The 12,437-nt window shown below is 59.8% G+C and carries 8 protein-coding genes and 2 tRNA genes; 2 read left to right on the forward strand and 8 right to left on the reverse strand.

The window, feature by feature from the left end:
- The first annotated feature begins 2 nt into the window (after nt 1-2).
- On the forward strand, nt 3-1,328 hold the full coding sequence (locus B9Z50_RS08185; RefSeq protein WP_108363699.1) for an ATP-binding protein: 1,326 nt from the start codon (nt 3-5) through the stop codon (nt 1,326-1,328).
- Nucleotides 1,329-1,461: 133 nt separating this feature from the next.
- Complete coding sequence (gene mfd, locus B9Z50_RS08190; protein ID WP_108363138.1) at nt 1,462-4,953, forward strand: transcription-repair coupling factor; 3,492 nt, start codon at nt 1,462-1,464, stop codon at nt 4,951-4,953.
- A gap of 117 nt (nt 4,954-5,070) precedes the next feature.
- On the opposite strand, the gene B9Z50_RS08195 is transcribed toward mfd, so the two are convergent.
- From B9Z50_RS08195 to uvrC, 8 genes are all read right to left on the reverse strand, one after another.
- A tRNA-His gene (locus B9Z50_RS08195) sits at nt 5,071-5,146 on the reverse strand.
- 56 nt (nt 5,147-5,202) lie between these two features.
- The gene (locus B9Z50_RS08200; protein ID WP_108363139.1) at nt 5,203-7,119 is read right to left on the reverse strand and encodes a SurA N-terminal domain-containing protein; all 1,917 of its coding nucleotides are present in this window, start codon (nt 7,117-7,119) and stop codon (nt 5,203-5,205) included.
- A gap of 61 nt (nt 7,120-7,180) precedes the next feature.
- A tRNA-Val gene (locus B9Z50_RS08205) sits at nt 7,181-7,256 on the reverse strand.
- A gap of 14 nt (nt 7,257-7,270) precedes the next feature.
- Complete coding sequence (locus tag B9Z50_RS08210) at nt 7,271-7,543, reverse strand: HU family DNA-binding protein (protein WP_108363140.1); 273 nt, start codon at nt 7,541-7,543, stop codon at nt 7,271-7,273.
- A gap of 228 nt (nt 7,544-7,771) precedes the next feature.
- Nucleotides 7,772-8,857 carry a tartrate dehydrogenase gene (locus B9Z50_RS08215; protein ID WP_108363141.1) on the reverse strand — a complete coding sequence of 362 codons (1,086 nt, stop codon included), beginning with the start codon at nt 8,855-8,857 and terminating at the stop codon, nt 7,772-7,774.
- An 80-nt stretch (nt 8,858-8,937) separates the two neighbouring features.
- A complete protein-coding gene (locus tag B9Z50_RS08220) occupies nt 8,938-9,846 on the reverse strand; it encodes a DMT family transporter (RefSeq protein ID WP_108363142.1) in 909 nt (302 codons plus the stop codon).
- Nucleotides 9,843-10,412 (reverse strand): CDP-diacylglycerol--glycerol-3-phosphate 3-phosphatidyltransferase, encoded by a 570-nt coding sequence (pgsA, locus tag B9Z50_RS08225; RefSeq protein WP_108363701.1) that lies wholly within the window; start codon nt 10,410-10,412, stop codon nt 9,843-9,845. Before pgsA ends, B9Z50_RS08220 begins: the two co-directional genes overlap by 4 nt.
- 53 nt (nt 10,413-10,465) lie before the next feature.
- Entirely contained in the window at nt 10,466-12,406 is a 1,941-nt protein-coding gene (gene uvrC / locus B9Z50_RS08230; protein ID WP_108363143.1) for an excinuclease ABC subunit UvrC, read from the reverse strand.
- Nucleotides 12,407-12,437 lie beyond the last annotated feature (31 nt).

Here is a 12,437-nt window from a genome sequence, read left to right on the forward strand (position 1 = left end):
CCATGCTCAAGGTCAGCCTTTTTTGGCGAACCTTCATTTTGCTGGCCTTGCTGATTTTTTTCAGCAGCGTGGCTTGGCTGCAAATGTTCAGAACCCAGGAATACGAACCACGCATCCTGCGCAATGCCCATCAAATCGCCACTGTGGTCAACCTGACCAAAACCGCTCTGAAAAACAGTGACGAAATCGCGCGCTTGTCCCTGATCAAAATGTTGGCCGACGAAGAAGATGTCAGCATCCAGCTTCGCGAGCCCACGGACCGCAGCGTCCCATTCACCGATTCGAGCTTGGACAGCCGACTGGTGGATGAGATGGTCAAGCGACTGGGGCCTGGCACCGTTGTGGCCTCCAGCGTCAACGAGCAAGAGGGGCTGTGGATTGGTTTTGCCATCGAACGCGACAGCTACTGGCTTCAAATGGACCCCTCGCGACTCAAGCCCTTGGGGGGCAGCGCTTGGCTGATGTGGTTGAGCTTCACGACAGCGCTTTCCCTGGTGGGGGCGGCCATCATGGCAGGCCTGATCAATCGCCCACTCAAGAGGCTGTCTCATGCAGCCAGCTTGGTGCGTGAGGGGCAGTTTCATGGCTCTCCTCTGGACGAGGCGGCCGCAACCAGCGAGATCCGAGAGGTCAACATCGGTTTTAACCGCATGGCCGAGCGCCTGGCCAAGATCGAAGCCGAACGTGCTTTGATGCTGGCCGGGATTTCCCACGACTTGCGAACGCCATTGGCACGCTTGCGTTTGGAGACGGAGTTGAGTGTCAGCGACCTGCAAACCCGCGAGTTGATGGTGGCTGATATTGAGCAACTCGATGAGATCATTGACAAGTTTTTAGATTACGCGCGCCCTGAATCCAGCGACCTTGGACCCGTCCTCTTGTCAGGCGTCATCAGCCGCTGCATCACACCATGGCGCAACAACGCGCGCCTGAGAATCACAGTGGATGTGAGAGAAGACCTGCAGGTGCAAGCTGAAACGGTGGAGCTCGGACGTGTGTTGTCCAACCTGCTGGAAAACGCGCGCCGCTACGGCCAAAGCCCCGCGGACGGCATCACCCGAGTTGAAATCGTGGCCCGCGTGCACGACGGTTGGGTGCTGCTGCGCGTGCGCGATCAAGGCCCTGGCGTGTCAGATGAAACGCTGAAGAACCTGACCCAACCTTTTTTCAGAGGTGATGCAGCCCGTACAGCGGCCACCGGTTCTGGCTTGGGTCTTGCCATCGTTGAGCGCTCGGTGCAACGCATGGGCGGCACGTTTTCGGTATTCAACAACAGCGCTGGCGGCTTGATGGCCTTGATGAAGTTCAAGCAAGCCGAAAGCGAATGACAACAGACCCCTTGCAGTCATTGAAGCTTTGAGGCAAGTTTTCTGCCCACAACCTACAATCTGACCCATTCACTTTGACACCCCCCTCCTTCTTGGCGGGGGGTGTTTTGCATTTTTATCGCCCATCGCCACCATGCAACTCCCCAGCCTCATCACCGGCAAACGTTTCACCCTGCCCCGCCCTGTTGGATCGGCCGATGCCGTGCTGCTGGCCCAACTGGCCCTGCGCGAGAAAAAAGCGGGCAAGCTCACGGCCATCGTCACCAGTGACGCGGCCGACGCCCAGCGCCTCATGGACGAGCTGGTGTTTTTTGCCCCGGATCTGCGCTGCGTGATGTTCCCTGACTGGGAAACCCTGCCGTACGACACCTTCTCGCCGCACCAGGACCTGATCAGCGAGCGCTTGGCCACTTTGTGGCGCATCAAGCAGCGCAACCACGCCGAAAGCGCCGACGTGGTGCTGGTGCCTGCGACCACCGCGCTGTACCGCTTGGCGCCACCGTCCTTTTTGGCGGGCTACACCTTCGAATTCAAGGTCAAGCAAAAGCTCGACGAAGCCCAACTCAAAGCCCAGCTCACACTGGCGGGTTACTCGCATGTGAGCCAAGTGGTCAGCCCCGGCGAATACGCGGTGCGGGGCGGCTTGATCGACCTTTTCCCCATGGGCTCGCTGGTGCCTTACCGGGTGGACCTGTTTGACGACGAGATCGACAGCATCCGCACCTTCGACCCCGACAGCCAGCGCAGCCTCTACCCCGTGCCCGAGGTTCGCCTTTTGCCCGGGCGCGAGTTCCCGATGGACGAGGCGGCCCGTGCGCGCTTTCGCAGCCGCTGGCGCGAGCTGCTCGAAGGCGACCCGACCAAGAGCCGCATCTACAAAGACATGGGCAACGGCGTGGCCACGGCGGGCATCGAGTACTACCTGCCCCTGTTTTTTGAAGAAACCGCCACGGTGTTTGATTACCTGGGAGCTGGCCAGGCCGATGCCGCCACCGTGGTGCTGCACGGCGATCTAGAACCCGCCTTCCAGCGCTTTTGGCAAGACACCCGCGACCGCTTTCGGCTGGTGCAGGGCGACCCCGAGCGGCCCGTGCTGCCGCCCGATGCGCTGTTTTTGAGTGCCGAACAGTTCTACACACTGACCAACGGCCATGCCCAATTGGCTTTGCGCCCAGGCACGCAAGACGTGACCGACAACACCCTCGCCCAGCCCTTGCCTGAGCTGACGGTGGTACGCGGTGCCGAAGACCCGCTGTCGCGCTTGCAAGCGCACATCCGCAGCAGCGCCAGCCGCGTGCTGATCTTGGCCGAGAGCGATGGCCGACGCGAAAGCCTGCTCGACTTCGTGCGCTCCAGCGGCCTCACGCCACCCGTCTTTGACAGCCTCGAAGACTTTTTGACCAGCAACGAAAAAATCGGCATGGCCACCGCTGCACTGGTCAGCGGCTTCCATTGGTTCGAGCACAACATCGACCTGGTCACCGAGACCGAACTCTTTGCAGCCGGGTCCGTCACGCGCCGCCGCAAAAAGCAGGAACAAGTCAGCGATGTGGAAGCGCTGATCAAAGACCTGAGCGAGCTGAACGTGGGCGACCCGGTGGTGCACAGTGCCCACGGCATTGGCCGCTACCGGGGTCTGGTCAACATGGACATGGGCCAGAAAAACGAAGACGGCACGCCAGCGCTGCAAGAGTTTTTGCACCTCGAATACGCCGACAAGGCCACGCTCTATGTGCCCGTGAGCCAGCTGCAGCTGATTGGCCGCTACACGGGCGTGAGCGCCGACGAAGCGCCCCTGCACAAACTGGGCTCGGGCCAATGGGAAAAAGCCAAACGCCGCGCCGCCGAGCAGGTGCGCGACGCCGCAGCCGAGTTGCTCAACATCTACGCCCGCCGCGCTGCACGCGAGGGCCACCCTTTCCGCTACAGCCCGCAAGACTACGAGACCTTTGCCAACGACTTTGGCTTTGAAGAAACCGCCGACCAAAAGGCCGCCATCCACTGCGTCATTCAAGACATGATCAGCCCTCGCCCGATGGACCGCTTGGTCTGTGGCGATGTGGGTTTTGGCAAGACCGAGGTGGCCCTGCGTGCCGCCTTTGTAGCCGTGACCGGCGGCAAACAGGTCGCACTGCTGGCCCCCACCACGCTGCTGGCCGAGCAGCACTACCAAACCCTCAAAGACCGCTTTGCCAAATGGCCCGTCAAAGTGGCTGAAGTCTCGCGCTTTCGCTCGGGCAAAGAAGTCACTGCCGCGCTCAAAGGCATTGCCGACGGCACGGTGGACATCGTGGTGGGCACACACAAGTTGCTGAGCGAATCCACCAAGTTCCACGACCTGGGCCTGCTCATCATCGATGAGGAACACCGCTTTGGTGTGCGCCATAAAGAGGCCATGAAAGGGCTGCGGGCCGAGGTCGATGTGCTCACGCTGACCGCCACCCCCATCCCCCGCACCATGGGCATGGCGCTGGAGGGCTTGCGCGATTTGAGCGTGATTGCGACTGCGCCGCAACGCCGCTTGGCCATCAAGACCTTTGTGCGCAACGAGGGCACGGGCGTGATCCGCGAGGCGGTGCTGCGCGAACTCAAACGCGGCGGGCAGTGCTACTTTTTGCACAACGAGGTCGAGACCATAGAGAACCGCAAGCAAAAGCTCGAAGAAATCCTGCCCGAAGCCCGCATTGCCGTGGCCCACGGCCAGATGCCCGAGCGCGAGCTCGAGCGCGTGATGCGCGACTTTGTGGCCCAGCGCTACAACATCTTGCTGTGCTCGACCATCATCGAGACCGGCATCGACGTGCCCACGGCCAACACCATCGTGATCTCTCGCGCCGACAAATTCGGCCTGGCCCAGCTGCACCAGCTGCGCGGGCGCGTGGGCCGCTCGCACCACCAAGCCTATGCGTATTTGATGGTGCCCGAGATCGAAGGCCTGACCAAACAAGCGGCGCAGCGCCTCGACGCGATCCAGCAAATGGAAGAGTTGGGCAGCGGTTTTTATTTGGCCATGCACGACCTGGAGATTCGCGGCGCGGGCGAGGTGCTGGGCGAAAACCAGAGCGGCAACATGCTCGAAGTGGGTTTTCAGCTCTACAACGAAATGCTGTCCGAGGCGGTGCGCAGCTTGAAAGCGGGCAAAGAGCCCGATTTACTCAGCCCCCTGTCGGTCACCACCGACATCAACCTGCACGCCCCGGCCCTGCTGCCCAACGACTACTGCGGCGACGTGCACCTGCGCCTGAGCTTTTACAAAAAGCTGGCCACCGCCAAAACCAGCGACCAGATCGACGCCTTGCTCGAAGAGCTGGTAGATCGCTTTGGCAAATTGCCCCCACAAGCGCAAACCCTGGTGGACGTGCACCGCCTGCGCGTGCTGACCCAGCCCTATGGCGTCATCAAGGTCGATGCCGCCCCGGGTGTCATCCAGATCACCTTCAAACCCAACCCACCCGTGGACCCCATGGCCATCATCGGCCTGATCCAAAAGAACAAACACATCAAGCTGGCGGGCAACGACAAAATTCGCATCGAACGCGAACTGCCCGACCCCAAGGCACGGGCGCAGATGGTGCGTGATGTGCTCAGGAGTTTGGGGACACCGAAGGTGGAGGTGGCGCCTTAAAGCAAGAGGTGCCAGTGGAGGGCCGCCCAAGCAACGGTCCTCTTGCTGAAACAGCCTCAGGGGCGACGCCACAAAGCAAAAAGCCCAGCCGATGAAGGCTGGGCTTTTGCGTGATTTTGGGGTGGCTGATGGGGCTCGAACCCACGACAACAGGAATCACAATCCTGGACTCTACCAACTGAGCTACAGCCACCGCGAAGCCAAAATTATAACCCGAAGTTAGGGTCAAAAACCAGCGCTTGCGCAGAATTATGAAGCCGTTTTGGCCTTGGGTTTATTGACCAGGATTTCCACCTTGAATTGCGAGCGCAAGTGGGCCAGATAGGCACCCGCTTCCGCGTTGCCGAGCAAGCGAGCAAATTGCTCACGGCTTTGGGCTTGTTGCTGCGCATTGGACTCTTCACGCGACACCAGCTTGTTCACGCGCACCAGGGCATAGCCTTGTGCACCCAAATCCACCCCAACAAGAGCGGGCATGGCTGAAGGGTCAGCACGAAGCGCCGCGTCGACCAAAGCCTGGGGCTGGCCCTGTGTTTGGTCACGCGAGACCACCAGCGCATTGCCCACTTGGGCTTGAGCAGGCTGGGCTTTCCATGCGCTCAGACGGGCCTCGCCTTCAGCCTTGGCCAAGGCTTGTGATTGCTCCAGTATGTATTGAGTGCGCACGGCCTCTTTGACATCACCAAAGGGCCGCACGGCCGCTGCGCGGTAGTTGACGATGCGTGCAGAAACCAGGGTGTTGTTGCCCAACTCAATGGCGGCCGTGTTGCGGCGCTTGCTGATCGACTCTTCGGCGAACAAGGCTTCCAAGACTTTGGGGTTGGCCATCACGCCAGTCTTTGCAGCCGTGGGGATACGGCTCAAGCCTTGAGCTTGCAGGATGCTGAGTTTGAGTTTGTCTGCCACGGGCTTGAAGGTGTCGGCCTGCTCGTACACGCTGTTGCTGAAGGTCTCCGCCAATTCAGCAAACTGTCGCTTGGCTTGTTGCTCGCGCAAGTCGGCTTCAAGTTGGGGCCGCATCGACTCAAAGCTGGGCGCTGCAGGGGCCTTGATGTCGGTCAGCTGGATGATATGGAAGCCGAATTCAGACTCCACCACCGCGCTGATGTCGCCTTTTTTCAGGGCAAATGTGGCGTCTTCAAATGACTTGACCATGGCTCCTTTGGCGAAGAAGTCCAAATCGCCACCATTGGCGGCCGAGCCTGGGTCGTCCGAGTTCTTGCGGGCCAACTCGGCAAAAGACTTGGGATCTTTGCGCACATCAGCCAGCAAGGCTTCGGCTTTGGCTCGGGCTTTTTCACGGTCTGCTGCAGGCGCATCCTTGGCCGCATTGATCAAGATGTGGCGAGCCCGGCGTTGCTCTTGGCCAGACAGGCGCTGCAGATTTTGCTCGTAATAGGTTTTCACGTCCTGCTCGGGCAATTGGATATTTTTGGCCAAAGCGGCCGCATCAAGGACCAGGTATTCCACGTCAGCAGACTCTGGCGAACGGAAACGTTCGGACTGGGCCTGGTAGAACTTTTCCAAATCAGCATCAGTCACCTGGACCTTGGCCGCAAAAGCAGCAGGCTCAAAGCGCTGGACCTGAATTTCGCGTCGTTGCAAATAGGCTTGCAAAGCGGTGTAAGTTTGACGCTGCGAAGCCACAGCAGAGGCCTGCAAGGTGGAAAGCACCTGCTGATTGGACAGGTCGCGGCGCACACGCGCTTCGAACATTTCAGGCGTCATGCCTTGGCTGGCTGCCAATTGACGGTAACGGTCCATGTCCAGTTTGCCGTCCGGGCCGCGCAGACTGGCGATCGAGGGGTCTTGCTGCAAGTAGTTGGCCAAGCGCTGGTCGCTGGTCACCAGCAGCTGCTTTTCAGCCGCCACAGCGATCAAACGGTCATTGACCATGCGCTCAAGACTGGCGTAACGGGCCTCTTCCGAGCCCAGCAACTTGGCGTCCAGGTTGGGGGCAGAAGCACGGATACGGTCCACTTCTTGTTGGTGCATCGCATCCCACTCTTGCTGGGTGATTTCCAAATCGCCGACTTTGGCAACCACAGCACCGCGATCGCCCATGTTGTTGTAACCATCGACGCCAAACAACACGAAAGATGGGATGATCAGCAAAACCAGCAAGCCCATCAGGATCTTGGAATTGTTGCGGATGGTGTCAAACATGTCGTAAGTCTCGGTTTATCAATAAAAAAGGCGAACCTGGGGTTCGCCTTTGTTTGAGAGGTGGTGGGCGCTGACGGTCTCGAACCGCCGACCTACTCCGTGTAAAGGAGCCGCTCTACCAACTGAGCTAAGCGCCCTCTCACAAGTGCTTTCAGTTCAAAGCGTCTTTCAGACCTTTGCCTGGACGGAACTTTGGCACATTGGCTTTCTTGATTTTAATCGCAGCGCCCGTGCGGGGATTGCGACCTGTGCGGGCAGCACGTTTGCCAACGGCAAATGTACCAAAACCCACCAATGAAACTGTGCCGCCTTTTTTCAAGGTGGTGCGCACAGCGCCAATGGTGGCTTCGAGGGCGCGACCAGCAGCGGCCTTAGACAGGTCGGCGTGCTTGGCAATGTGTTCGATCAATTCTGTTTTGTTCACAAAAAACCTCTGGGTGTTAGTGCCGGAAGGACCGACGATTGGTCTGAGATCGGAATCAACAGCGTGGGCATGTTGATGAAATTGATTCAGGCATTCTATGCCTGAGGTGATTAAAACCAGTCCTTGTGGGCCTGTCAATCGCATTCAGGCTTGGCCCGATTGGCGTTGGATTCTAGCCTTGAAAGTAGTACTTCTCAGGGGCTGGCAGAGTTTTTTTCATGGTTCAGCTCAAAGCGCTTGTGCAATTGCACGGCCCACATCTGCTGTTGTGGCCTTGCCGCCCAAATCGGGCGTACGCGGCGCATCGGCACCAGCGGCCAGCACCTTTTCGATGGCACCCAACACCGCATCGTGTGCGTCCTTGTGGCCCAAAAATTCGAGCATCATGGCGCCGCACCAAATCTGGCCAATCGGGTTGGCAATGCCTTGACCTGCGATATCTGGCGCCGAGCCGTGCACAGGCTCAAACAAGGACGGGAACTTGCGATCAGGGTTGAGGTTGGCGCTGGGCGCAATCCCAATGGTGCCCGTGCAGGCCGGCCCCAGATCACTCAGGATGTCGCCAAACAAATTGCTGGCCACCACCACATCAAAAAAGTCGGGGCGTTGGACAAAATGGGCCGTGAGGATATCGATGTGGAATTTGTCCACATTGATGCCCGGGTAGCCTTTGGCCATTTCGGCCACACGCTCATCCCAGTAGGGCATGGTGATGGCGATGCCATTGGACTTGGTGGCGCTGGTAAGGTGCTTTTTGGGGCGCGACTGCGCCAACTCAAACGCAAACTTCAGCACCCGGTCCACCCCAATGCGACTCATGATGGTCTCTTGCATCACGATCTCGCGCTCGGTGCCCGGGAACATGCGGCCACCCACGGCCGAGTACTCGCCCTCGGTGTTTTCACGCACGATGTACATGTCGATTTCGCCCGGCATACGCGGGCTGCCATCGCGGCGCACCACAGGGGCGATGATGCCGGGCATCAAGCGCGCTGGGCGGAGGTTGATGTACTGGTCAAACTCACGGCGGAACAACAACAGCGAGCCCCACAGCGAGACGTGGTCGGCGATTTTTCCGGGCCAACCCACCGCACCAAAATACAAAGCGTCGTGGCCACCGATCTGGTCTTTCCAGTTGTCGGGGAGCATCTGGCCGTGCTTTTCAAAGTAATCCCAGCTGGAAAAATCGAAATGGTCAAACTGCAGATCAATGCCAAATTTGCGGGCTGCGGCGTCCATCACGCGCAGGCCTTCGGGCATGACTTCTTTGCCAATGCCATCTCCGGCAATGACTGCGATGCGGTGCTTGCTCATAAAGCGTACTTTCTGAATCTGGAAAAAATGGACAGAACTTAAAAAATCGAGAGCTTAGCAACAAAGCCGACCCATCGTTTTCACCTGCGGGACGGTCGCACCACCCAACTCACCCCCCAAGCCGTCAAGGCGGTGCCCAAAAGAGTGGCCCATGTGATGGTTTCGCCGAACAGCAACCAGGCCATCATGGCCGTGCTAGGTGGAACCAAATACATGAGACTGGTGACCGAGGCTGCGGCCCCACGCTGGATCAACATGTAGAGGAGCGAACTGCCGCCCAAGGTCAAACCCAACACCGACCAGGTCATGGCCCCTATCAACTCACCGTTCCAGCGCATGGCCTCGGTTTCCATCAGTGCAAAAGGCAAAGTGACCAACAAAGCGGCCAGCAACTGAACCGTGTTGGCCGAGCGCACATCACAGGCTTGGACAAAGCGCTTTTGGTAAAGCGTGCCCACAGTGATGCTGAGTAAAGCGGCCAGGGCAAAGGCCATGTTGGCAGACGTGACCTGATCGAGGGGTGAGCCCAGCGTCAACTTGCGCCAAACCACCATGAGCAGCCCCACAAAACCCAGCAACAGGCCCAGCCACTGCCTTCGCGAAACGCCGGGCTGATCGCTGCCGCGCAAACTGTAGGCCAACCAAATGGCCGTCAACACTGGCTGGAACCCCACAATCAAGGACGACAAGCCCGAGCCCATGCCGGCCTTGACCGCCACCCACACGCCGCCCAGATAGCCCGCGTGCATCAAGATACCCGTTACCGACAAGTGCAGCCATTGCGCGCGGCTTTGGGGCCAAGCCACCTTGGCCCACGCGATCCAGGCCAAAAAGCAAGCGATGGACAAGGCGTAGCGCAGCGCCAAAAAAGACAAAGGCGGGGCATGGGGCATACCGAAGCGGGCGACGATGAAGCCGGTGCTCCAGATCAACACGAACACGGCGGGGATCGCCCTCAACCAGGCGTCAGACGAACGGCCCCCGCTCATCTCACGCGGGCTCGAATCTCTGGCAAGGCCTTTTGCATGTAGTACACCATGGACCAAACCGTCAAAACGGCGGCCACCACGATCAACAGAGCGCCCCAAACTCGGGTGTCGATCACACCGAACAAGGTGCCGTTGTAGAGCAAGAAAGGAATCGCCACCATTTGCACCGTGGTCTTGAGCTTGCCCACCATGTGCACGGCCACGCTTTTGCTCGCCCCGATCTGGGCCATCCACTCGCGCAGGGACGAAATGGCGATCTCGCGACCAATGATGATGAGCGCCACCAGCACATTCACCCGGTCCATCTGCACCAGCATCAACAAGGCGGCACAAACTAAAAACTTGTCGGCCACCGGGTCTAAAAAGGCCCCGAAGGCCGAGGTCTGGTTGAGCTTGCGGGCCAGAAAACCGTCCAGCCAATCAGTGAAAGCGAACAACACAAACAGCACCGTCGCGATCAAGTTTTTCGTCTCGATCGTCAAACTGTCGAGGTAGTACACGCCAATGATCAAAGGGATCGCGACGATGCGCGTCCAGGTCATGATGGTGGGAATGGTGAAAAACATGGTGATCATTGTGGCACGCTCAGCCAACAGCCTGATGACAGGCGGCTGCGACCTCAGTGCAAGGCGTTGTAAATGGTCTCGGCCAGCTCCCGCGAGATGCCTTCCACGCCCAGCAAGTCCTCCACGCTGGCGCTTTCAACACCCCGCACCCCGCCAAAGCGCTGAAGCAGCTTGGCGCGTTTGCGCGGCCCGATGCCGGGGATTTCTTCGATCTTGCTGCCGCCCATGCGCACCTTGGCCCGCTGGGCCCGCATGCCGGTGATGGCAAAGCGGTGCGCTTCGTCGCGGATTTGCGCCACCAGCATGAGTGCGGCCGAGTCCTTGCCCAAATAGACCTTCTCGCGGCCATCGGCAAACACCAGCTCTTCCAGGCCTACCTTGCGGCCCTCGCCTTTTTCCACACCCACGATGCGCGAGAGGTCCAGCCCCAAGTCGGTGAACACCTCACGCGCCATACTGACCTGGCCTTTGCCGCCGTCGATCAGCACCAAGTCCGGCAGGCGGGCTGTGCCTTCGCCCGATCGCAAGGCCTCGGCCAACTTGCCATAGCGGCGCATCAGCACCTGGCGCATGGCCGCGTAATCGTCGCCCGGGGTGATGCCTTCGATGTTGTAGCGGCGGTAGTCGCCGCTTTGCATCTTGTGCTGGCGAAACACCACACAAGACGCCTGCGTGTTTTCGCCCGCCGTGTGCGAGATGTCGAAACACTCGATGTGCAGCTGGTCCAAATCATCCGGAGCCAAGTCCAGCGCCTCGGCCAATGCCCGGGTGCGGGCCTGCTGGGATCCTTCTTCGGCCAGCAAGCGGGCCAGTTGCAGCTCGGCGTTTTTCTCGGCCATCTCCAGCCACACACGGCGGTGCTCGCGCGGATTCGTCACCGTGCTGATCTTCACGCCCGACTGCGCTGACAAAGCCGTAATCAACGCTTTGTCGACCGCCGCGCTCAGGATCAGCAGCGGCGGCACGGGCACGCCAATGTAGTGCTGCGCCAAAAAGGCTTCGAGCACCTGCACCTCGATCGGGCGCTGTATGACAACTTCCCCTTCGCCCTCCTCCAGGCCCAACAGGTCCTGCGCGTCCTGCACATGCACCGGAAAGTAAGGCCGGTCGCCCAGGTGCCGTCCCCCGCGCACCATGGCCAGGTTCACACAGGCACGGCCGCCCTGCACTTTGGCCACCAAAATGTCGGCATCGGTGTCGACCGCCGTATCCACCGACTGCTGGTGCAAGACCCGCGACAGCGCCGTCAGCTGGTTGCGCACCTCGGCCGCCAACTCGAATTCGAGCTTGTCGGCATGCTGCATCATCCGCGCTTCCATCTCGCGCATCAGCGCCTGGGTCTCGCCACGCAAAAACTGCTCGGCATGCTGCACATCGGCTTTGTAGTCATCGGGGCTGATCAGGTTCACACACGGGCCCGAGCAACGCTTGATCTGAAACAGCAGGCAAGGCCGGGTGCGGTTAGCAAACACCGTGTCCTCGCAGGTGCGCAGCCTGAACACCTTCTGGATCAGCTGAATCGACTCCTTGACCGCCCACGCGCTGGGGAACGGCCCGAAGTAACGGTGCTTCTTTTCCACCGCTCCCCGGTAATAGGCCACACGCGGGTAATGCTGCGCCTCGGGCGTCTTGACCACCGCGGGCAGCGCCACGCGGCCATTGCCCGTGAGCTTGAGGTAGGGGTAACTCTTGTCGTCCCGAAACAGGATGTTGAAGCGCGGGTGCAGCGTCTTGATGAGGTTGTTTTCAAGCAGCAGCGCCTCGGCCTCGGAGCGCACCACGGTGGTCTCCATGCGCGTGATCTTGCTGACCATGTGGCCAATGCGGGTGCCGCCGTGGTCCTTCTGGAAGTAACTCGACACCCGGCGCTTGAGGTTCAGCGCCTTGCCCACATACAGCAGCTGCTCCTGCGCATCAAAGTAGCGGTACACCCCCGGCAAGGCGGGCAGTGCGGCAACTTGCGCGAGCAGGGCTTCATCATGGGTGTTCGACATGGCGGCTATTGTCTGTGAAATCTCCAGCGAC

Source organism: Limnohabitans sp. Bal53 (assembly GCF_003063355.1).
Taxonomy (GTDB): Bacteria; Pseudomonadota; Gammaproteobacteria; order Burkholderiales; family Burkholderiaceae_C; genus Limnohabitans_A.

Excerpts from the sequence above, each read along its gene's own strand:
- B9Z50_RS08215 (WP_108363141.1), bottom strand. The coding sequence starts at position 8,857 with ATGAGCAAGCACCGCATCGCAGTCATTGCCGGAGATGGCATTGGCAAA.
- pgsA (WP_108363701.1), bottom strand. The coding sequence starts at position 10,412 with ATGTTTTTCACCATTCCCACCATCATGACCTGGACGCGCATCGTCGCG.
- mfd (WP_108363138.1), top strand. The coding sequence starts at position 1,462 with ATGCAACTCCCCAGCCTCATCACCGGCAAACGTTTCACCCTGCCCCGC.
- B9Z50_RS08200 (WP_108363139.1), bottom strand. The coding sequence starts at position 7,119 with ATGTTTGACACCATCCGCAACAATTCCAAGATCCTGATGGGCTTGCTG.
- B9Z50_RS08220 (WP_108363142.1), bottom strand. The coding sequence starts at position 9,846 with ATGAGCGGGGGCCGTTCGTCTGACGCCTGGTTGAGGGCGATCCCCGCC.
- B9Z50_RS08185 (WP_108363699.1), top strand. The coding sequence starts at position 3 with ATGCTCAAGGTCAGCCTTTTTTGGCGAACCTTCATTTTGCTGGCCTTG.
- uvrC (WP_108363143.1), bottom strand. The coding sequence starts at position 12,406 with ATGTCGAACACCCATGATGAAGCCCTGCTCGCGCAAGTTGCCGCACTG.